The sequence below is a fragment of the Krasilnikovia sp. M28-CT-15 genome (assembly GCF_047159595.1).
GTDB lineage: Bacteria > Actinomycetota > Actinomycetes > Mycobacteriales > Micromonosporaceae > Actinoplanes.
Genome location: NZ_BAAGAK010000001.1, coordinates 5082568 through 5104037, shown reverse-complemented (window position 1 = coordinate 5104037; position 21470 = coordinate 5082568). Strand labels below are relative to the sequence as shown.

General features: G+C 69.8%; 18 protein-coding genes and 1 pseudogene. 9 read left to right on the top strand and 10 right to left on the bottom strand.

Annotated elements, in window-relative coordinates; all coding sequences use genetic code 11:
- Window positions 1–145: 145 nt before the first annotated feature.
- The 3 genes and pseudogenes from ACMCNO_RS23390 to ACMCNO_RS23380 form a co-directional block, all read right to left on the bottom strand.
- Window positions 146–787, bottom strand: a complete 642-nt coding sequence (locus ACMCNO_RS23390; RefSeq protein WP_412753781.1) for a DUF4396 domain-containing protein — start codon at window positions 785–787, stop codon at window positions 146–148.
- Window positions 788–894: 107 nt separating this feature from the next.
- On the bottom strand, window positions 895–1056 hold the full coding sequence (locus tag ACMCNO_RS23385; RefSeq protein ID WP_412753929.1) for a hypothetical protein: 162 nt from the start codon (window positions 1054–1056) through the stop codon (window positions 895–897).
- 245 nt (window positions 1057–1301) lie between these two features.
- Window positions 1302–1457: pseudogene (locus ACMCNO_RS23380) on the bottom strand (hemerythrin domain-containing protein); the annotation flags it as partial.
- Window positions 1458–2002: 545 nt separating this feature from the next.
- Here ACMCNO_RS23380 and ACMCNO_RS23375 point away from each other — a divergent pair.
- The 4 genes from ACMCNO_RS23375 to ACMCNO_RS23360 all read left to right on the top strand — a co-directional run bounded on the left by ACMCNO_RS23375 (window position 2003) and on the right by ACMCNO_RS23360 (window position 6064).
- Window positions 2003–2407 (top strand): PPC domain-containing DNA-binding protein, encoded by a 405-nt coding sequence (locus ACMCNO_RS23375; protein ID WP_412751599.1) that lies wholly within the window; start codon window positions 2003–2005, stop codon window positions 2405–2407.
- A 60-nt stretch (window positions 2408–2467) separates the two neighbouring features.
- A complete protein-coding gene (locus ACMCNO_RS23370; RefSeq protein ID WP_412751598.1) occupies window positions 2468–3271 on the top strand; it encodes a DUF6629 family protein in 804 nt (267 codons plus the stop codon).
- 190 nt (window positions 3272–3461) lie between these two features.
- Window positions 3462–5273, top strand: coding sequence for a glycoside hydrolase family 15 protein (locus tag ACMCNO_RS23365; protein ID WP_412751597.1), 1812 nt, complete (start codon window positions 3462–3464; stop codon window positions 5271–5273).
- Between the two features lie 50 nt (window positions 5274–5323).
- Window positions 5324–6064 carry a ZIP family metal transporter gene (locus tag ACMCNO_RS23360; RefSeq protein ID WP_412751596.1) on the top strand — a complete coding sequence of 247 codons (741 nt, stop codon included), beginning with the start codon at window positions 5324–5326 and terminating at the stop codon, window positions 6062–6064.
- Window positions 6065–6090: 26 nt separating this feature from the next.
- Here ACMCNO_RS23360 and ACMCNO_RS23355 read toward each other — a convergent pair whose 3' ends face one another.
- The 4 genes from ACMCNO_RS23355 to ACMCNO_RS23340 all read right to left on the bottom strand — a co-directional run bounded on the left by ACMCNO_RS23355 (window position 6091) and on the right by ACMCNO_RS23340 (window position 11123).
- The gene (locus tag ACMCNO_RS23355) at window positions 6091–9255 is read right to left on the bottom strand and encodes an ANTAR domain-containing protein (RefSeq protein ID WP_412751595.1); all 3165 of its coding nucleotides are present in this window, start codon (window positions 9253–9255) and stop codon (window positions 6091–6093) included.
- Window positions 9256–9535: 280 nt separating this feature from the next.
- Window positions 9536–10075: a DUF421 domain-containing protein gene (locus tag ACMCNO_RS23350; protein ID WP_412751594.1), complete on the bottom strand. Its 540-nt coding sequence runs from the start codon at window positions 10073–10075 to the stop codon at window positions 9536–9538.
- A 118-nt stretch (window positions 10076–10193) separates the two neighbouring features.
- Window positions 10194–10802 carry a hypothetical protein gene (locus ACMCNO_RS23345; RefSeq protein ID WP_412751593.1) on the bottom strand — a complete coding sequence of 203 codons (609 nt, stop codon included), beginning with the start codon at window positions 10800–10802 and terminating at the stop codon, window positions 10194–10196.
- A 105-nt stretch (window positions 10803–10907) separates the two neighbouring features.
- Window positions 10908–11123, bottom strand: coding sequence for a hypothetical protein (locus ACMCNO_RS23340; protein WP_412751592.1), 216 nt, complete (start codon window positions 11121–11123; stop codon window positions 10908–10910).
- Window positions 11124–12481: 1358 nt separating this feature from the next.
- Here ACMCNO_RS23340 and ACMCNO_RS23335 point away from each other — a divergent pair.
- From ACMCNO_RS23335 to ACMCNO_RS23320, 4 genes are all read left to right on the top strand, one after another.
- Window positions 12482–12841, top strand: a complete 360-nt coding sequence (locus ACMCNO_RS23335) for an SPW repeat protein (RefSeq protein ID WP_412751591.1) — start codon at window positions 12482–12484, stop codon at window positions 12839–12841.
- A 361-nt stretch (window positions 12842–13202) separates the two neighbouring features.
- Window positions 13203–14678, top strand: a complete 1476-nt coding sequence (locus tag ACMCNO_RS23330) for a SigB/SigF/SigG family RNA polymerase sigma factor (protein ID WP_412751590.1) — start codon at window positions 13203–13205, stop codon at window positions 14676–14678.
- 984 nt (window positions 14679–15662) lie between these two features.
- Window positions 15663–16031 carry a sensory rhodopsin transducer gene (locus ACMCNO_RS23325; protein WP_412751589.1) on the top strand — a complete coding sequence of 123 codons (369 nt, stop codon included), beginning with the start codon at window positions 15663–15665 and terminating at the stop codon, window positions 16029–16031.
- 176 nt (window positions 16032–16207) lie between these two features.
- On the top strand, window positions 16208–16585 hold the full coding sequence (locus ACMCNO_RS23320; RefSeq protein WP_412751588.1) for an STAS domain-containing protein: 378 nt from the start codon (window positions 16208–16210) through the stop codon (window positions 16583–16585).
- 47 nt (window positions 16586–16632) lie between these two features.
- On the opposite strand, the gene ACMCNO_RS23315 is transcribed toward ACMCNO_RS23320, so the two are convergent.
- The 3 genes from ACMCNO_RS23315 to ACMCNO_RS23305 form a co-directional block, all read right to left on the bottom strand.
- Window positions 16633–17229, bottom strand: coding sequence for a Rho termination factor N-terminal domain-containing protein (locus ACMCNO_RS23315; protein ID WP_412751587.1), 597 nt, complete (start codon window positions 17227–17229; stop codon window positions 16633–16635).
- Window positions 17230–17407: 178 nt separating this feature from the next.
- A complete protein-coding gene (locus tag ACMCNO_RS23310) occupies window positions 17408–19204 on the bottom strand; it encodes a glycoside hydrolase family 15 protein (RefSeq protein ID WP_412751586.1) in 1797 nt (598 codons plus the stop codon).
- Complete coding sequence (locus ACMCNO_RS23305; RefSeq protein WP_412751585.1) at window positions 19201–20199, bottom strand: SDR family oxidoreductase; 999 nt, start codon at window positions 20197–20199, stop codon at window positions 19201–19203. Before ACMCNO_RS23305 ends, ACMCNO_RS23310 begins: the two co-directional genes overlap by 4 nt.
- Before the next feature lie 680 nt (window positions 20200–20879).
- Here ACMCNO_RS23305 and ACMCNO_RS23300 point away from each other — a divergent pair.
- On the top strand, window positions 20880–21326 hold the full coding sequence (locus ACMCNO_RS23300) for an SPW repeat protein (protein WP_412751584.1): 447 nt from the start codon (window positions 20880–20882) through the stop codon (window positions 21324–21326).
- Window positions 21327–21470: the final 144 nt, after the last annotated feature.

Genomic DNA, 21470 nt, shown 5'->3' with positions numbered 1-21470 from the left:
GCCGCGTCGCACGAGAAGGACGACATGGCTCAGCCGACGCCGTGCGCACCTTGGTGATGCTTTCCTGGGCGGGCCGTCATGAATGCTTCGTACCCCGGGCTGTCGGTCTACCGCGGCAGATCGGGCTTTCGTAGAAGGGATCGGCTCACATGGCTTCCTTGATGCCGCGGCGGATCAGCCACGCGTTGACCGGGTAGGCGGTCAGGAAGCCCAAAGCCATGCCGATCTGCATGAGAAACCAGTAGGCGGCGGTGTCCGGATGCAGGTGCGGGCCGGGGAAGAACACGAATGCCATCAGCGCCATCCACCCGAACAAGCCCACTTCGAAGGCGGTCAGAGACAGGAAGTCGGCCTTCGCCGCCTCGATCAGGCCCTTGCGGACGGACAGGCCTCGCATCGGGGCGATGGCGAAGAACTGGAACATGATGCCCAGCCCGAGGGCCAGGACGTAGTCGCCGGCGAACTCGGCCCAGATGGCCTGGCCGGCGATGGTGATGGCGAGCAGCAAGATGGCAGTCTCGGCGATGATGTCGCCCAGGGTGCAGCCGGCGCCGCAGTGCAGGACCCCGATGGTGGTGGTGGCCCAGCGCGGTTTGCCGGGGGGATCGCCGTGCGCATCCTGCCACTGTTTACTCATTGGTCGTCCGTAGCGGACGTAGAGCCAGACGGCGAGTGGCCCGAGGTAGAGGGCATTGACGGGCCACACCGCCTCCATGATCGGCATCTTCTGCCGGTAACCGGCCAGGTAGATGTCGGCGAGGATGCCGAGGGCGCACAGAGCGCCCACGATCAAGGCGATCCACGCGAGTACGGTCAGCCACGTCGGGGGCACTGGGAATTCTCACCTTCGCGGGTCTGGCTCAGGCCTCGGCGTCGCGGGGCCGGCCTCGGTGATCAGTCGTTGTGTGATTGACGCCAGTCGCGGACGGCGTCTCGCATCTTGTCGAGGACGGCGACCGGCGGGCCGGCCAGCATGTTCGACACCGGGCCCTCCCCGGCTGCGGGGCGTGGCCTGGTCGGGGAGACGGCTTCCGCGGCGCGCACGGCGCCGGCCATGCGGCGCAGCTTGTCCGGGTCGGCGTTGCGGCGCAGCCCAGGGAATTCGTCCTGTTCCTCGTGCGTGGCGTGCGCCAGGACGGCGTTCTCGAAGTCGCTGAAGTGACTGTCGAAGGTGGGGTTGTCTGTGCCGAGGTCGTACAGGTGCGACAGGACGTGCTTGGCCTCGTCCTCCTCCTGAGTCGGACATCGACGACCTGATCTCTGACGTCGTGGCGGGCGGCCGGATGCACGATCTGCTCCTCGGCGCTCTCGTGGAGGGCGAGCAGCCGCACGAGCTGCTGGAACGCGTCACGCTTGTGTTCACCGCTGCTGGACTTGACCTGGCTGAACAGGGCCTTGATCGCCTTGTGCTGGCTGACCAACAGCTCGATGATGTCCCGGTGCTGAGTCGGTGCCATCATGGGGAACCTCCGATGGGATGGGCCGGCCCTGCGTCTACCCGCGATGGTGGTCGGTAACCGGTCGCCGAGAGCCTCATGTCATATGACGTCGAGGGACGGGATCCCGCGACGACCGGCGCTCGGGGCGGCAATTGTTTCGGTCAGCGACTGCCCCGTCGTCGTCAACGCGGTGACGGGTTCGACGTCGCACCTTGCGCGCCGGCCAGGCTGATAACGGCAACAACCGTCGGCAGGAGGCGCAGCCCTCCGAAACTGTCGGTGGCCAGCAGCAGGACGGCCAAGGGAACCTAGACGACGAGACCGTCAGCGGCCTGCGCAAGTCGCAGGCTGAGCGCGCTGCTCGGGTGACCGACAGTGCCCCGGCGCCGCGCGGCTGAGGATCGAACGGCATCCGCCTACCCGCCTTTCTGGAGCGAGTCCGGTCGGCAAGCCACAGCACGGCGGGCCGCGGGTAGTTCCCCGGCCGTCATCGTTTCGCAGGCGTGTAGTGGGGTAGCCGCCGCGTCATGCAGACCAAGGAGTTCCCTTGTCAGGGTCGCCGCGTGGTGGTCGCCGTGTTCGCCAAGGGCGATGACGCGCTCACCTGCCTTACGCAGGTGGTCCGCGAGCATCATATTGACGCGGCGCAGATCACCGCGGTGGGCGCGTTCGCGCGCGCCGAGGTGGGGTACTTCGACCGCGACAAGGCCGACTACGACCACATTCCGGTCGACGAGCAGGTTGAGGTGCTGTCGCTGCTCGGCGACGTCGCCACCAAGGACGGCGCCCCGGCGGTACACGCCCACACGGTGCTGGGCCGCCGCGACGGCTCGGTCGTCGGTGGGCATCTGCTCGCCGGGCGGGTCTGGCCGACTCTGGAGGTCATCCTGACCGAGGTCGCCCCGGAACTCGCCAAGCGTGTCGATGCGAAAACCGGGCTGGCGCTCATCGACCTGGACCTGCTTTGATGACAGTGCAGCCGTCGGTGACTGTGCCGATTCTGGGCTGCCCGACGATGCTCGGGTCCCGTGGTGTGCTTCTCAGCGTCCGCTGACTTCGTCGCGGCCGGGGCATTCGCTACGGTCGCGGTGGCGACGCTGTGCCAGGTACGCCGGCGCTCAGAGGTGCTGTTCGGTGTGCTACCCGCACTGTTCGCGCTGCACCAGTTGACCGAGGGTTTCGTCTGGCTTCGCGTGGACGGCGGGCTGAGCGCGTCCGCTGGTGACGCCGCGGCCTACGCCTACGTCCTGTACGCCCAGGGCATCCTGCCCGCGTTGGTGCCGCTGAGTGTGCTGCTGATGGAACCGCCGGGCCGCCGCCGACGACTCGTCCCGTTCGTCATCTTTGGAGTGCTCACTGCGGTGTTTTTGTTCTGGGTCGATGCGGCGCACGCCATCAGTTGTCACGAGCAGCAGCACTGCATCGCATACGAGACCGACGGCAGGTTCCTCGGTGTGGCCGTTTTCGCCTACGTCGTGGCCACATGCGGCGCCGCCTTGTTCTCGGGTTATCCCTGGATGGTGATCTTCGGAGTGGCGAATCTGGCCGGGATGGCCGTGACGCTGATCTTGCGAGCGTCCGCGTTCACGTCCCTGTGGTGCCTGTACTCCGCCGTCACGAGCGTTTTCGTGCTCCTAGTTCTGCTTCGCCGGCGGCGAGGCCAGCCTCCCGGGGACGGCAGGGCCCTGGTGCGCATCCGACCAGCCACACAGATCAGCCACAGCCGTCAGGATCAACGATGCATGCGGGTGATCCTTCCGGTCATCCGATGTTCGCATGTAGACCCGGTGCGGGTGAGGGTGCTCGTGGGAGCGGTGCGGAGGCGCCCTTGATCGTTTCACTGCAGGGCCCTTGGGTATGGCGGCGCGACAGGGCAGGCCACCCGGGGTATAGACAGCCGTCCGCATTGTCGTCGGATCTCTGGTGACCGTGGCAAATCGTGACCTGCCCTGGCTCCGCCGCGCGACGGTCGGGGCACTGATGGGGCGAGGGAACACTTCCCTGCTTGAGCTGAGGTGCACGATGCCCGGACGCATCGAGGACTACGCCGTCATCGGCGACCTGCAGACAGCCGCGCTGGTCGGGCGGGACGGCTCCATCGACTGGCTGTGCCTGCCGAACTTCGACTCTCCGGCGTGCTTCGCCGCCCTGCTGCACGACGAGTCGGCCGGGCACTGGCGCATCGCCCCAGCTGCGGGCGGCGCGGCTACCCGCCGCCACTATCGCGGGGACACCCTGTTGTTGGAGAGCGAATGGGACACCCCGGAGGGTATCGTCCGCGTCGTCGACTGCATGCCGTCACGCGGGGACGCCGCCCACGTCGTGCGGGTCGTCGACGGGGTCTCCGGCGCCGTACCCATGCGCACCGAACTCGTGCTCCGTTTCGACTACGGTCACATCGTGCCGAGGGCACGCGGATGCGACTCCCACTTCGAAGCCGTCGCCGGGCCCGACACCGCCTGGCTGCGTGCTGACGTGCCGGTGCACGGCGACGACCGCAAGGCAGTCAGCGAATTCACGGTACGCGCCGGCCAGCGAGTTGCCTTCGTCCTGACCCACCAGCGTTCACACCTGCCGCGTCCGGAACCCGTCGACCCGCACCATGCGCTCGACGACACGGAGCGGTTCTGGCGGAGGTGGATCGGAGGGTGCGACTACGACGGCCGCTGGTCGGACGCCGTCCGCCGCTCTCTGCTGACGCTCAAGGTGCTCACGTACCGGCCCACCGGCGGCATCCTCGCCGCGGCAACCACGTCGCTGCCTGAGCAGATCGGCGGCTCCCGCAACTGGGACCACCGATACTGCTGGCTGCGCGACGCCACCTTCACCCTGCAGGCGCTGCTGGGCACCGGCTACGACGCCGAGGCGAAGGCATGGCGCGAGTGGCTGCTCCGCGCGGTCGCCGGAATGCCCTCCGACCTGCAGGTCATGTACGCCCTGGACGGCACCCGGCGGCTTCCGGAGATCACCCTGGATTGGCTCAAGGGCTACCAGGGGTCCAGGCCGGTCCGGGTGGGCAACACCACCGCGGGGCAGCTGCAGCTCGGCGCGTGGGGTGAGGTTCTTGACGGCCTGCACGTGAGCCGCGACGCCGGAATCGCGGCCACCGATGCGGCTTGGGAGCTCCAGCGCGCCCTGCTGGACTTCCTGGAGGGCAACTGGAGCCAGCCCGACAACAGCCTCTGGGCGCTGCGCGGCCGCCGCCGACAGTTCGTGCATTCCAAAGTCATGTCCTGGGCCGGCTTCGACCGGGCTGTCGCCGCTGTGGAGCGGCACCGCCTCGACGGTCCGGTGGACCGGTGGCGAGCCATCCGTGACGAGATCCACGCCGAGGTGTGTGCCAAGGGCTTCGACGCTGACCGGTACACCTTCACCCAGTCGTACGGCTCCACCGCCCTGGACGCAGCCCTGCTGCTCCTTCCCCGGGTCGGGTTCCTGCCCTGGGACGATGCCCGGGTCGCGGGCACCGTGGCGGCCGTGCAGCGGGAGCTGTGTCCGGATGGCTTCGTGCTGCGCTACCGCCCGGAGCGCGACAACGTCGACGGTCTGCCCGGCACCGAAGGGGCGTTGCTGGCAAGCACGTTCTGGCTGGTCGACGCGCTGCACGGCATTGGGCGGCGCGACCAGGCGGTGGAGTCGTTCGAGCGGCTGCTGAGCCTGCGCAACGACGTGGGCCTGCTGGCCGAGGAGTACGACCCGGCCGCCGGCCGGCAGCTCGGCAACACGCCCCAGGCGTCCAGCCACGTAGGGTTGGTCAACTCGGCCCTGCTGCTGAGCGGCACCACGACCCGCACCAGCGACGATGCCGAGGAGCGGCACACCCGGCGTACGTGACACTTTTGGCGCCGCGTTGAACAGGGCATACGGCGACCATGGTGGGATGGGTGCAGGCCGGAGGCTGGGGCCTGGTGGCCGGGTCGGCGCTGCTCGTGGGCGCCGCCGTGGGGTATCTCGCGCCGGTCCCACGGAAGATCGTCGCATCGGTGATGGCGTTCGGGGCCGGAGTGCTGCTGTCCGCGGTGGCCTTCGACTTGATCGCCGAAGCGCGCGAGCGTGCGGGCCTGCTGCCCACGGCGGTGGGCGCCGCCATCGGCGCCGTGACCTACACCGGCTGCAACCTGTTCCTGGCCCGGCGCGGTGCCCGGCACCGCAAGCGATCCGGCACGCAGCAGCCGTCTGAGGCAGAGCAGGGGGGATCTGGGCTGGCGCTGGCGCTGGGTGCCCTGCTGGATGGCGTGCCGGAGTCCGTCGTGATCGGCGCAAGTCTGCTGGGCGGCGGGGCCGTCAGCGCGGTTACCGTGATCGCGGTATTCATCAGCAACGTTCCCGAAGGGCTGTCCAGCGCGGCCGGCATGCGCAACGCCGGCCGCTCCACCACATACGTCTTCGGCCTCTGGGGTGGGATCACGCTGATCAGCGGTCTCGCGGCATTGGCGGGATACACGCTGCTCGCAGGCGCGTCGGCCGCGCTCCTGGCGGGTATCACCGCGTTGGCCGGGGGTGCGATCCTCACCATGATCGCCGACACGATGATCCCGGAGGCGTTCGAGAATGCGCACCTGCTGATCGGGCTGATCACGGTTGCCGGCTTCTTGGCCGCATTCAGTCTGTCGCAGCTCGGCTGACACGGATGCTCCTCGCGCGCGGCGGATCAGCCCGGCGAGAGGACCTGGAAGACCGCATGTACGGCGGTGAGCCGCCCTGCACGGTCCGTTACCGGTTCCGCGGCGAAGCGAATCTTGCTGACCTGGCCGTGTCGGCGGAGCGTCAGCTGCCGATCGACGCTCTCGCCGCGTCGTGTCAGTGACTGCATGACCTCGGTCATGGTGTCTTCGTCCTCGGCCGCGACGTAGCGGTGCAGAGCGCCGAGCTTGATCGGTCCCTTCTGCCGGTCGCGTTTGAGGATGTCGTAGACAGCCGGGGACCACACGGCCCCTCCGCCGGCGATGTCCCACTCCGCCCAGCCGCAGTCGGCGACACGCTCGATGAGTTCCAGCCGCTTCGTCAGGCGGTGTAGCCGGTCGTGTTGCTGCCAGTGCACGAGCACCCCGTCGCCGAAGCGGCAGGCGCGCACGGTGACGTTGACGGTGACCGTGCCGTTCGGGGTTGTGATGTCGAGTTCTCCCGGACCCCAGATGGTCGCGGCGCCGCTCCTGAGCGCCGCCGCGTAGGTGTCGACAATGCCGTTGTCGCTCGCATGGGGGTAGAGATTCCGCAGCCGGCAGCCGGCGATCTGGTCCGGTCTGCGCCCGGCGACGTCCCGGGTATCCGGACTGCAGGTCTCGAACCGCCAGTCGATGACCTGGCCCAGGGCATCGCGGATCGGCCGCAGAATGGCGTACCCCGCTGGCAGAGCGGCCGTGATGCGTTCCGCCCAGTGCGCGGCCGGGGACGCGATCGTGCCGTCGCCGGTGTTCACCAGTTGCGAAAGTCGACGACCACCCGCCTCTGCCAGAGCGGCGACGAAGGAACGGGTGTCGCCGTCCAGCTCAGGATTCTCTTCCCAGATCACCGAGGCGACGCCGAAGATGCGGTCGGACTCGTGCAGCGGGAAACACGCCCGGAGCTCGCCCTCGCCGAGCATCTGGTACGCCCGCTTCTCCGCCTCCAGGCGAGTGATCCAGAGCGGCCGGTCCGTGGCGACGGCGCGGAGGTAGACCACATTCGCCCAGCTCGGAGTCCGCCGCCATGCGCTCGACAGGGACTCCGGTAGGCCGTACGTTCCGACCAGCCGGACGGCGCCATCCGGCTCCAGAACGCCAAGCACGACCGCTGTGACGCCGAGATCGCGGAGTCCCGCGGCCCACAACGTCGTCGCCAGGGCGTCACCGTTGTCCGCGGCATCGAGGGCAGGGCGGAGGTCGGCGAGACGGTCGTCGAGGAGGGCCGGCAGCGAGGAGCCTGCCCCGTCCGAGCGGACCAAGACCGGGGCGGGCTGACGAAGGTACCGCTCCGCAGAGAACTCCACGTCGTCGGTGACCTCCACCTCGGGCAGCACGGGCACCGGGACGCCCACGACATCCGCTGCCGTTGCGACGATCGGCCGCCGTCGCCGGTGGGATGTGCGGATCAGTTCCTCCGCCGCGGCGTCGATGGAGCAGCCGAGTTGGACGGCCAAGATGCCCCGGGACTGATCAAGGATCGCCTGCGCTTGCTGCCGCCTGCGCAGGCCAGCCAGCTTCACCCGCAGCCTTCGCACCGTGGCGAGAAGTTCGCGGTGCTCTACGGCCGCCGGTCCACCGATGGTCTCCGATGGTTGCTTCCGTCGAGGTGACGCCGGCGCGCGTCCCCTGCCATGGGCGCTGGAACCGACATCGACGTCCGGGGAAGCGCCGGACGCGCACACCGCGGCACAAGCAGCGATGACCCGGCCACCACCGTCGAGCACCGGGTCGATCACCATGCGAACGCGCCGGCCTGGAACCGAACCCTGCGGGGTGACCGTGACGTCGGTGGAACCTCGGTGATCCAGCACCTCACGAACGGCCTCCTGCAGGACCGGGACGTCGTCGGCGGTCATGCAATCCGGGAGATCAGCCAGATCCAGGCAACGATCGGGTGCGTTCAGCAGTTCGTGTGTCTCTGCGGCCCACACCGTCTGCCTGGTCTGCAAATCCCACTCGGCCCAGCCCGCCCCGGTGGCACGTTGCAGCCGCTCGGCCCGGCCCAGGACGCGCAACTCCGGATCGTCGTGCTGCCAGCTGACGAGAACGCCGTCGCCCAACCTCGCGGCGCGAACGCTCACCGCAGCCGCGCCGGGTGGCCGGTGCTCCGGCACCCATTCGTGGGAGAACGGGATTCCGGTGGCCAGGACATGGTCGTAGCCACGGAGAAGCTCCGTACCGGCCAGCGACGGGTACAGCTCGAGCAGCCGACGTCCGACAAGCTGGTCGCCGCTCCTGCCGGCCGCGTCGTGGGCCTCGGGGCTCGTCTTGTCGTAGCACCAATCCACGACACGTCCCCAGTCGTCGGTGACCGGGCACAGCAGCGCGAAGGACCCGGGCAGCGCATCGATGATCGCCTCCAGCCAATGCGCCGCGGGCGAGGACACCGCGTCCGAGTGGTGGGATGTCAGCTGATCGAGCCGTCGCCCGGCCGCCGCGGCCAGCGCGGTCAGATAGGCGCGGGTGGTCGGGTCGAGCTCCGGGCGCCGGTGCCAGAGGAACATCGCCACGCCGAAGACGTGACGGCCGCGGCGGAGCGGGAGACAGGCTCGGAAGTCGCTGTCATCCAGCAATTCCAGGCCGGACGCTGCCGCCTCCGCACGACTGAGCCAGAGAGGATTTCCCTCGGCGACGGCCCGCAAGAAGGCGACGTTGAGGCTGCCCGGCACGCGTTCCCACGCACTGGCGAGGGTGCCCGGCAGGCCATGGAAACCGGCCAGCCGGATCGCGCCGTCCGCCTCCCGGACCGCCAGTACCACCCCCGTCGTGCCGAGCTGCGCCAAGCCCTCCGCCTGCAAGGCCCCGGCGAGTTCGTTGCCGTTGCGGGCGGCGGACATGGCCGCGCAGGTCAGGTAGTACCGGGCCACGTCCTGGTCGGGTAGACGGGAGTGCCGTGACGGCCGCTGGTCGCCGCCGGCCGCCGCGGGTGGCGGCGTGAACTCGCACCCCGCGGGCGAGGTCATGCCCAACAGACCCGCCGCTACCTCGGTGACCCTCGTGTTCGTCTGCTGCGAGATCTGCAGCAGCTGTGCGAACGCCTGATCGGCGGTGCACCGTAGGCGGCCCATGAGCACACCCTTGGCCTGCTCGATGACGCCGCGCGTGCGCTGGGCGCGGCGCAGACCGGCGACCTCCTCACTGAGCTGGTGCACCGTGAGCAGAAGCGCATCCGACGACCCTGCGGGCGCAGGACGCCGTTGGGCACGGGAACGGCGCCGCCGGTCCACCACTGGCCCCCCTGTCCCTGCGCCATTCGTACCAAGCTTCGACCCTATCCCCGGTCACCGAATCCGGCAGGAGAAGCCATCGGGCAGCAAAGGCGGGTCGTCCGCCGGCCCCCGCATCGGCGGCTGCCGATCACAGCGCTCACGCGGCGCCTCGCCAAGGCGTACGGGCGTCACCGAGATTGCGGGCGGCGTTCGCTGCGGGGCGTCAGGGGCGTACGTACTGCTCGGCGAGCAGTTCGCGACCCCGCACGTCGGCCAGCAACTCAGGGGCGATCGTCTCCCCGCGGCGCAGGACGCTGAGGGCGCCGGTGCGTTCCAGGATCACCGCGGCGACGTCGTCGTACCGGTGGACGCCGGCCAGGCGCAGCTTCTGGCGAAGCTCGTCCTCCACGATGTTGGTCTTGCGCAGATGCTCGTGCAGGACCACACCGTCGGCCATGAGCAGCACCGGCAGGTTGGTGAGGGTCCGATCGAGGCGCGGGCTGCGGCGCAACACGCCGAACGCGCCCTGCAGCGCCAGCAGGGTGGCCATCCCGAGCACTCCGGCCGCCAGCGTGGGGGTGTACCCGAGCACGGCGCGGCCCATCACCGCACCGAAGGCGATGGTGGCCGCCAGGTCGAAGCTCGACATGGCGGCGAATGCCCGCTGACCGACGATCCGCAGCATGATCAGGAACGCCACGTAGACCCCGATCGTGGACGCCACCACCGTGGCGGCGTCGGTCCAGCTAATTCCGAGTCGCATTGTGCCGCTGTACCCCCGCATGCGGCGCCGCCATCGCCCGGACGAAACGTCCGGGTGATCCACGACCTGATCAGCGATGATCGCTCAAAGCGATCATGATGACAGGGGTGCAGGTGATTCAGACGCGGCCGCTGAGGTACACGCGCTGCCGGGTGAAGCCCTGCCCTGCCCAGACGGTCACCATCACCCCGGCGATCATGGAGCCGAGACTATCCATGGCGAGGTCGGCGATGGTGTCGGTGTAACCGACGACCATCGGTATGCCGAACACCTGGCTGGTCACCCACTCGTAGAACTCCCACAGCACGCCGATGCTCATCCCTGTGGTCGTGGTGACCAGTACCAGCCAGGCACGGTGGCGGCGCGGCGTCGGGTCCTGCAGCGCCGGCATCAGTCCGACACGGGCCGACACCAATACGGCCATCGCGGCGACCGCCCCGGTCGTGACGCAGTGGATGACCCAGTCGATCCAGGCGATGGTGGCGTACCAGCCTGCGGCCTCGGCGCCGGTGGCCAGCATCATGGTCCAGCCGAACGCCGCATCGAACGGACGGGCAAGACCGGCGATCCGGGGGACCAGCAGCAGCGCCAAAACGACTGCGAACCGGGCGACGTTGGGCGGGGACCACACGATCAAAGCCCAGAGCAGGGCGCAGAGCGCCGCCGCCCGGGCGAGGTCGGCGGCCACGCCGACGGCGCGTAGGGCGTTCTGCGTCGTAGCGTCCATGCATGGCTGCCTGTCGATGCGTGGCCGGTAAGTTCGTCCGGCGAAGGGGCGACGAGATCACCGAGCACGGCTGCCGTGAGTAACGGACATCGTCGCGGTCGACCGTCACATGTGGATTGACCGGCGGCCGACGAGATATGCCACCAGCAGTGCTCCACCGATGAGCAGTACGCGTCCCGGCCGGATCTTCGATTTCAGGTGCGACAGCCCGGTCTTCGGGTCCACCACGGCCCCCGCCACGCTTCCGGCGGCCTCCGTCGCGCGTTCCTTCACCTGCTGACTCGTCATCGCCTCGGCTCGCTTCTTGAGTACGTCCGCCACCTCCGGCGCCCGTCAGGAGCGCCGGCTACCCGGCCCTGCGATCCTCAAACGGTTGCGGGACGGGCGGGCCGGGTCAGGTTTGCAGCATCCGGCCGTGGGCATCCTCCCGGTCCGACGCACGGACGGTTCGATGCGACCCCGCAGGGAGGGACATGAAGAAGCGAGAGTGGGGGATCCGTGCGTCGTGCGCGGCGCGCGCCGCGTGGGGAGCGTTCCTGCTCGATGCGCCGAGCATGGTTCTGCAGGCCGTCGGCCACCATGCCGGTCGGCGCGCGGTCCTGGTCGTCCGAGTGCTCGGCGTCCGGCATATCGCCCAATCGGCCCTGACCGCGGTGGTCCCAAACCCCGCAGTCGTAAGGGCTGGCGCTGTGGCCGACAGCCTACATGCGGTCAGCGCCGTCGCCGTCGCTCTGGTATCCGAGAACTGGAGGCGCACGGCACTGGCCGACGCCGCTGTCGCTATTGCGTTCACGGCCCTGGGGCGCCATTTGCTGCTCGAAGCTCGGCCGCACCCGCCCCTGGGCCGATCGCGCTCGCCTACCTAACGGCGGATCGTTCGCGGCCTCACCTTCACGGGGGCGAACCGGCCAGGTCAGGGTGGTTCAGGTCAGCGGATCCGTAACCGTCGCCCCTGCCGCCGTCCACGGCGGGCAAGGGAAGCTTAGTCGTGGCTGTGCACATCGCCGGCATCACCGTGGCCGAAGGCCGCTGATCCGATTCGCTTGCGCCGTTCCGCTTCGGGCAGGGCGGGATCTGCCGCGTCGGCGGGCGGCAACGCGGACGGGTTCCTGCCCGTCGCGGAGGTGGCCCGTCATTCCCGCCCGCTCGTGCTGGTCGCGTGCCTTGCGCTGGCGGTCGCGCTCCTCATCCATGATGGTCTCCGACCACTGGGCTCCCGTGTGGAGCGGGGCCTACCCATGGTGCGATACAGCCAACCCCGGTTACCGTCCGTCAGCGATCTCGCCGTGGGTGTCGCATATCGGCACGGGAACCCCGGTGAACCGGCGCCCGGGTCACCCGCAAGCCAGACGGGCCAGGTCCTGCGCGGCCAGCGCTGCGGAGGAGGTATCCCTGCGCGCCGGGCGGCGGGAAGAAGATCGTCATCCGTGCACCGTTGCCATCGAGGCCAGGTGCCGGCCCCTGATTCGCTCCCCACGCTCGATCGGCGCGCTGAACAGAGCCGCGAAGAGTCGTGACCCGGCGTGGAGTTATTGACGCACGTCGAAGGGTAGAGCCCGGTCACCTATGCCCTTGGAGGTGAAACGATGACGGAAACCAGCCGGATCACGACGGCACACCAACCCGGCCTCGCTGAGCTGCGGCAGCGGTACGAACGGACGTCAGCCACCGGTCCCGCTGTGATCACCCACGGCCTTGCCCTGCTAGCGGGTCTGTGGCTGGCAATCTCCCCGTGGGTCACCCACTTCAACACGACCGCACCGGACGTGACCATCAACAACCTGATTCTGGGGATTGCCGTGGCGGCGCTCACCCTCGCTGCGATCCAGGTTCCGCAAAGCGTGGCGAGGCTCAGCTGGACCGCTGCGACGATCGGCGTCTGGATCGTGGTGTCCCAGTGGGTGATCCAGCAGTCCGCAAGCTCCGCCGGAATCGTCTGGAACAACATGATCAGTGGTGGGGTGATCATCCTGCTGGGCGTAGCGGCCCCGGCCATCGCCATGACCGGATCGCGGACACCTTCCGGCGCCCGCCGCTGACCACCGTCTGACTCTTCCGATGGACGGCGCGGGGCGCCGGCCATCACCGCGAGATCCGGTGAACTTCCGCGGTCCGGAGAATCGATGTTTGCCTGCGCCCAGAATGGGCATCCGGTGGATCTAAGCTCGCGCCGCGACGTCCAGACCACGGCGTCAGGGGCCCTGAGGGCCCGCCGGACGGCCGAGCGTAGCCGACGTGCCGTGATGACGCTCGATGGCAGGGCCGCTCGATGGCAGGGCGCCTTCGCCGTTCGATGCAGATCCGCCAAGATCGGCAGATTCCGTTGGCGTACGCCCAGGCGCTGGGTCCCCCGTGAGGGCTGTGCCCAGGCGCGTTCCATGGTGTCACTGGGAGTTCCCGATGAGTCAGTCCACGCTTGTCCGGCCTTCGCCGCGAGAGGAACATCGACGTGAGATCGACGACGTCGAGACCGTCACAGCCACCCTGTTCTCCCGCCTGGACGACGAGGCTTGCGGGGCCGTGAACCGTTCCCGGCTGCGTGAGCAGATCATCCGGCTCAACCTGCCGATCGCCACCCGGCTGGCCCGTAGGTACCGCGACCGGGGACAGCCGTTGGAGGACCTCGAGCAGGTCGCTGCGCTCGCACTGGTCAAGGCGGTGAACGGGTTCGACCCGACCCGTGGAAAACCGTTCCTCGGCTACCTCGTTCCCACTGTGCTGGGGGAGCTCAAGCGGCATTTCCGGGACAAGGGCTGGGACGTGCGGGTCTCCCGACGGATGCAGGAACTGCACCTGGAACTGGGCCGGACCAGGGACGTCCTGCTGCAGCAGTTCGGGCGGGCGCCGACCGTGCCGGAGCTCGCCGTGGCGCTGGACGTGAGCGACGAGGAGGTCCGGCGGGCACAGGCCGCCGGATCGGCCTACGACATCGACTCGCTCAACACAACAGTCTCGTCGGACGAGGACTCCTGCGAGCGGCTCGACTTGATCGGAGTCGAGGACCGGTCGATGTCTACCCTTTGTGATCACCTCGCCCTCCGGGAACTGCTGCACCGGCTACCACCGCGCGAGCGGTTCGTCATCATCCGGTACTTCTTCGGCAATGCCAGCCAGGCGGAGATCGCCGAGGCGCTGGGCATGTCGCAGATGAACGTGTCACGCCTGCTTCGCCGCACGCTGACATGGCTGCGGGCAAGGCTCGACGGCGAACCGGAGCAGGACGGTGAGCCGGTCTGCGCCCAGCCGGAGATCAGGACGTACGTCGCGCGTTCTGGCGCAGTGGTCCTCGCCGTCCACGGTGTTGTCGACGGTCCGGGCGCACAGCGGCTGCGGGACGCCGTCGTCGACGCGGCCGTGCGCCGCCGCCCCGGCCGGATCTTTGTCGACATGCGGCATGTCGACGCCGCTGCAACCGAGACGGTGCGGGCGCTCGTGGACGGCTACCGCGCGTGCGGCCACAGTGGAAGCTCCCTGGTCGTCACCAACGCCGCCCCACCGTTACATGATTTGCTTCACCGTCTCGGCGTGGACCGGCTGTTCCCCTGCCTGGCGGTGGCCGACCGCCCCAGCACCGCCGATGCGACGCAGTGCACCGGTCCCGGCGATCACTGTCCCGCTCCGGAACCGGCCACCGGGTCTGCCGGAGTCACCGGCCGTCCCCGCATCCCGGCCAGCACCCGCGCGTGTGGCTTCTGGCCGGGCGCTGTCGGCAGGCCGGCGGTGCGGCCGGTCACCGGCCGACGCGCAGCGGTGGGTCTCGCCCGCGCCCGTCATGCCGCCATTCGGCGGCCGGCAGGCGCCGGCGGGCCAGCACGACCGTACGCTCTCCGGGCCGGACGGTCCTGTCCGCTCGGCCGGCGGGCCCGCGCGCCGTGAGCACACCGCCGACTTCCACGGGCGGCAGCGGCCCGGTTCCTGCCAGCCCCGCACAGGCGAACGGGGACAAGCCCCGACGCGAACACGCGCACGCGGACGAGAGCCAGGCCCGCAGGTCACTCCTGCACCGTTACGGCCCGGAAGACCTTGGTGGCCAGGCACGGCGATCTTGGCGCAGGTCGCGCCGTATTCCCGGCGACCTCCCGCAGGCGCCAGCCGGTAGGGAGGAGTCTCATCTGCTGATAGCAGTCGATCCGCTGTGAGGAGGACACATGATTCCAGCAGGCCCCGACCCGGACCGCTATCCGCCACTTGATCCCGGTGCACCTATTCCGGAGGATCCCGGTGAGCTGTCTCCGGAATCACCCAGCCCGCTACCACCACCACCGACCGAGCCGAGTCCCGGCCCGGTACAGCCCGGCGGTGTACCCGAGCCCGCGTAACCGCATTGTCTGCGGCCACCGCGTCGGCCGCCCGGCCGGCTCCCCGTGACGCCTGCATCGGTGCCCGGACCACGGTACGCGCTGTGGAGAACAACGGCCCGCACCCTGCCGCTTGTGGTGCTCGCCGAAGGAGGTGGACATGCTCAGGTTCAGCCTTGATCGGACGGCGGACGGCTGGAGGTGGGTGCTGGTCAGCCGGACCGATCGTGCCGCCGACCTCATCGCCCGTAGCGGGGAGCCCCAGACCGATCAGGCTGCGGCCATGGGCGAGCTGGCGCTCCTCGGCGATGGCCCGTCCCCGCGCATCGTCAGCAGTGGCGACGGCCATTGGCAGTGGCTCCTACCGGCACCCGACGGATCGGTCGCCGCCCAGTCTCCAGCCGTCTACCGTAGTCCGGTTGCCTGCCGGGAGGCGTTCACCGACGCTCGCCGTGCCGCGCTGGCCGTGCTACCCCGCAACCGCCGTCGGGCGGTTACCCGCCGGACATATGGCCGGCCACCGTGGGAATCGCTGGACACCGTCGTTGATTAGGAGCACACCATGGAGCCCTTGGGCGCCACGACCTGGGTGATTCCGGAGGGTTACCTCCCGGGATCGTCGAGCGGTCCGCAGCCTCAGATGCTCAGCCACGAGACCGTCTGCCTGCTGAACACCGGCGACGAGGACGCGCACGTCGAGATCACGGTATTTCTCGCCGACGCCGAGCCGCTCGGACCGTGGTCCGTGACAGTGCCGGCCCGGCGGACGTTGCACCAGCGCTTCAACGACCTCACCGGTCCACTCGTGCCGCGGGACACCGACTACGCCAGTGTCATCCGCAGCGATCGGCCCGTCGTCGCCCAGCACACGCGCCTGGACTCCCGTCAGGCCGAGAACGCTCTGCTCACTACGATCGCCTATGCCGCGTGAACCGCACCGCCGTGCGCGCATGACCCTGCGGCCACCTTCGCTGCACGTCTTCGAGGGGCCGCTCGGGGATCGGTCATGAGGTGTCACGGGACTGTCATGCACCCGGACGGCGTCCGCCATCCCGTCCTGCCACGCTGGCGTCATCGGACCGGGCCCATACCCTCTTGGAGGCAGCGATGCTAGCGACGATTCCGGAAGCGGTTGTCGTGGTGACCGAAGCGTTCGAGGGCACTGCGGTACCCCGATGGGGTGATTTGATCGACGACGCAATGGCGCTGTCGCCCCGCCGGCTGATCGTCGATCTGCATGGCTGCCCAGTGATGGACGCCGCGGCGATCGAGGTGCTTCGGCAGGCGCACCGGAGCATGATCGCCGTGGGCGGTCAGCTGATCCTGCGACGGCCGCGGGGGCGGGTCCGGCGGATCCTTCGCCTGGCCGGCCTCGATCATGTCTTTCACCTGGAGGACGCCGCGCCGGCCTGGACCGCAGTGGACGGAGCCGATCACCGGCGGGCCGCCGAATCCCGTCCGATACCGTCGGCGCGCGCCGGCTGATTCCAGACCCGTCCGAATCAGCCGGTGCCCGGTTCACGCGCGGAAGCTCAGGCGTCCTCCCGGTCGGGACTCTCCAGCCGGAAGAAGTTGCTGACCCGGCCGTCGGAGCGTTCCTGCTGGTAAATGAAGTTGAGGCGCCGGGCGTCGAAGGTGCCGAACCACTCCTCCCACGTGACCTGCCGCAACCGGTCGGAATGCCGGCCGAAGTCGAAGCGCAACACGCCCAGGCGGTCGTCGTGCCCGGTGCCCTCGACGGTGGCCGGGACGGCGCCGCGCTGCTCGGCCCACTGACGGATCACCTCGTGGCTGGTCGTGACGAGGCTTCGTCCGGCTCGTTCGGGTTCTTGGTCCGGTGCAGTGATCTCCTGCGAGTACTTCAGCGATTTCGACGTCTGGTCGCCGGTGCGCACCCGGCCGTCGTCGGGGCCCGCGCCCACCGGCTCCTCGGTGGCACTGCCCGTACCGGGGTCGCCGCCGTCGTGCCGGTGGGCCCGCGACACCGCGGAAACCAGCTCGTCCTTGCGCATCGAGGAGGTGTGGTCCGCACCTTCGGCATTGGCCCGTTCACGCAGCTCGGCCACCTTCATGCCGCGAAGTTCCGTCTCGTTCGTCCCGGACGTGTCCGGGTCTTCGTTGCCGCTCATGACCCACTCCTTCTGCCAGCCGGCCGTCACCTGGCCGCGCGGTCAATACCTGCCGCGATACCCGGGACGGCACTGTCCACACCAGCATCGCTGCCGGGGGAGGTGGGACAAGTGCGGGGAGCGGCCGTGGTGGCACGAGGCTGCCTGGCCGCGAGCCCGGAAGGCGGTCGTCGGCCTCTCAACCCGAGGTACGGGGCGACTCGCCGCATCGCTGCACGGCGTGCGCTGCGTTGATCAACGCGAGGTGGCTCAATGCCTGCGGGATGTTACCCAGCATGCTCTGATCACGGGGGTCCATCTCCTCCGCGAGCAGGCCCAGATCGCCGACGAGCGCGACGGTGGCATCCATCTGAGCGATGGCCTCGGCGCGCCGGCCCAGCACTACCAGTGCCGATGCCAGCCAGAAGGAGCACGCAAGGAAGGCGCCTTCGGCAGTGCGCATGCCGGTGTAACGGTAGATCAATGGTCCTTCGGCCAGCTCGCGTCGGACAGCGGCGACCGTCCCGGACAGCCGCTCCCCGGTGTCGAAGCCGGTCTGTCCGGCCAGCAGTGTCGCAGCGTCCAGGTCGTCGGTTCCGGCGAAGAAGCTGTACGACCGTTTCCGCGGCGACCAGCAGTGCTCGTTCACCCAAGCCCGGATGGCATCTCGCTCGGCGCGCCAGCGCTGGGGGTGCCGCACGGGGATGTCGCCTGCGTCGTACAGCCGCACGGCGCGATCCAGCGCCACCCAGCAGCCCATCTTGGAGACGGTGTAGTGGCGGTGGGTGTTCAGTTCCCACAGCCCGGAGTCCTCCGTGCGCCACAGGTCGCAGCAGCGGTCGGCGAGATCGGCGAGCATGCGACCGGTGGCGGGGTCGAGCACGTGTCCGGCGCTGACGTAACGCCACACGGAGTCGAACAGGTCCCCGAACGTGCCCAGCTGCGTCTGGGTCGCCGCGGCGTTGCCCGACCTGACCGGCCTGCTGCGGCGGTACCCGTCGGCGTTCAGGCTCTGCTGCGCCTCGGGCGCGGCGCCCCGTACTGTGTAGAAGACCCGCAGGTCAGGGGCGGTCCGGGCCGTGCAGCGCAGGAGGAACGTCACCGCGGCGTGCACGTCCTCGTGCAGGTGCAGCCGGAGCATCGCGTCGACGGTGTATGCCGCGTCGCGCACCCACATGTAGCGGTAGTCCCAGTTGCGTGCGCCACCGATCCGCTCGGGCAGGGAGGTGGTGGCCGCTGCCGCGAGCGCGCCGGTGGGCCGGTATTGCAGCAGCTTCAGGGCCAGCGCCGACCGCCGGACGGCCGCCGACCATCGCCCGTCGTAGGACACTCGCCTCGACCAGTCCCGCCAGAACCGGAGGGTCGCGTCGAGGTGGTCCAGCACCTGGTCGCGGTCGGGCAGATAGACGGGAGCGCTGTCGCTGGATACGAGCGCGAGGACGGCCTGGCGCCCGGGTCCGACGCGGACGTGTCCGGTCACCGCGTGCGGGTCCATGACCGGGTCGCCGATGCCGAAGCAGAGCAGGGCCATGTGCTGGTCGCCGCAGTGTACGAGGGGGACGTCGCGGCGCAGCTCCACCCACGGCTCGGCGGTGTCGAACCGGCTGCCCGGCCGCACGGCCCAGCGCAGGTCCACCTCCCCGGTGATTCCCTCGACGCGGCGGATGAGCTCCGTCCACGGCAGCGGGCCGGTCGGGCCCACCGCCAGGGCGTCGGTGAGCCGTACGCTGCCGGTGGCGGTGGTGAAGGTCGTCTCCAGCACGTTCGTGTCGTCGACGTAGCGGCGGTGCACCGTGAACGCCTCGCTGGGACGTAGCTCGAGGCAGCCACCGGCGGTCCGGTCGAGCAGGGCGGCGAAGACCGGCGGCGCGTCCAGGTCGGGCAGCGGCAACCAGTCGATCCGGCCGTCGGCGGCGATCAGCGCGACCGTGCGCCCGTCGCCGACCACGCCGTAGTCGCCGATGGGCGCCCAGCCCGCCGGGCGGGTGTCGTTCATCGCGGGCGGCGCCGCGCCGCGACCAACGCGGCAGCCGCCGCCACAGCAGCGCCCGCGGTCAGGGCGGCCCGGTGCATGGCGACCCAGGACCACGGGTCGCGCCGATGTGCCCGGTCGTCGAACATCCCGTGAGCGCCGCGGTCGGTGTCGGCGTCGCGCGGGGTGAAGACGTTGGAGCCGTACCGCGGTCCGGCGGCGTCGGTGAGCTGGCCCTGGACCCCCTTCCGGGCCAGGTACCAGTCCAGGAACCAGGGGGCGAGCCGGTTGCCGAGGATCGTGTACGCGGTCGAGTACCCGACCCACAGGGTGCGGCGTGGATGATCGGCCAGGAACCGCACCGCGCGGGCCGCGAGTTCCGGCTGGAACACCGGCGCGACCGGCCGCGGATGCTCATCGAACTCGTCGGCGTTCCAGTCGAACTGGACCGTGTTGACGCCGGGTAGGTGCACCATGCTGACCCTGACCGCGCTGCGTTCGTGCTTGAGTTCGGTGATCACGGACTCGGTGAACCCCTTGACGGCGTGTTTCGCGCCGCAGTACGCCGACTGCAGCGGGATGCCGCGGAACGCGAGCGCCGAACCGACCTGGACGATGACGCCGCGGTTGCGGGGGCGCATGTGCTCGAGGGCGACCCGGGTGCCGTGCACCTGGCCGAGGTAGGTGACCTCGGTGATCCGACGGTACTCGTCCGGCGGGGTGTCCCAGAAGTACCTCAGGTTGCCACTGAACGCGTCGTTGACCCACAGCTCGATCGGGCCGAGTTCCATGGCCGCGCGTTCCGCCGCGGTCCGGACCTGGTCGAGGTCGGCGACGTCGGTGGGCAGGCCGACACCGCGCCCACCGGCGGCCTCGACGTCACGGACCGCGCCCTCCAGTCCGGCCGGACCCCGGGCCACGACGGCCACGTCCCACCCATGAGCGGCCAGTTCCCGGACCACCGCCCGGCCCACCCCCGCGGTCCCACCGGTCACGACCGCGACACGACGCCCACTCATGAATTCCTCCCGTGCGGCTCGACCATGAATGACAGTGATGCGGTAGCCGTACCCCGTCGGCGGTCCGGCACACGGCCACAGACCGGAACAGCCGGGCCGTCGTCCGTCCTGGCCCGGCTCCCCGGTCCGTACCTCGCCGGCGTTGTCGCGAGATCCCCTGACTGACCGAGGCCTTTCGGAGGTGCCCGACCAGCCTCGCCGATCCGATCCGGCGTGCCGCACGTCGGCATGTCATCCGACTGTCACGAGGCTGCGGGGGCGCCGCCACATCCGGCGCAGATCCTGAGAACGGATGCGCTTGCTAGGGCCGGGACGGGGTACCGCGCGATCGGACCGCCCCCGCGGGCCGGACGTCCGTCCGGTCGCGCAGGCCGGACGACATCCAGGAGGTTTCCGATGGGCAACAGGCCACGGGCTACCTCGGCGGGCAATGGCGACACCGGCCAGCCGCGAGCCGGCTCCCGCAGGCTGGGTGCCGCCCGGCCGCGCGTCGCCGGACAGCACGACCGGGCACCAGCCCGCAGCGCGGACCCCAGGCCGTCGGCCCCGTACTGGGCGGCACTGCTCGCCCGGCATGGACGGCGGCGCCGAGGCAGCTGAATTCTGCGGCAGCGTCGCCGCGTCGGCAGCAGCCGCGCGGGAGGGCGTACATCGTCGCACTACACAGGAAGGTATCGGTCATGACCGAGACAACCCGATTCGCGATGGCGGATCACCCCGACCTCATTGAGATGCGGGAACGGTACGAGCGTGCCTCGGCCACTGGACCCGCCGTGATCACCGATGGGCTCGTGCTGCTCGCCGGGCTCTGGCTGGCGATCTCCCCGTGGGTCATCCACTTCAACGCCACGGCCCCCGAGGTCACCGTGAACAATCTGATTCTGGGCATCGCGGTGGCGGTCCTCGCCATGGGACTGACCTTGACACCGGCGCGGATGGCGCGGCTCAGCTGGGCCGTCGCGGCGATCGGGGCGTGGGTCTTCGTCTCGCAATGGGTGATCCAGCAGTCCTCCAGCACCGCCGGCATCGTCTGGAACAACATGGTCACGGGCGCCGTCATCGGCCTGCTGGGCATCGCGGCCGGCGCCATCCTGACGAACGGATCACCGCCGTCCCGGGCTCGGTGACCTCGGAAACGGGGGGCACCGTGTTCCCTGGCGCCCGCAGTCCCGAGCCCGGCGGCTCAGCAGAGGACAACGCGCCATCGTGCCGGCGTGGGCATCGCGTGCCGGATGCCCACGCCGGCATGCCGTCGCGGATGCTCCCGCCCG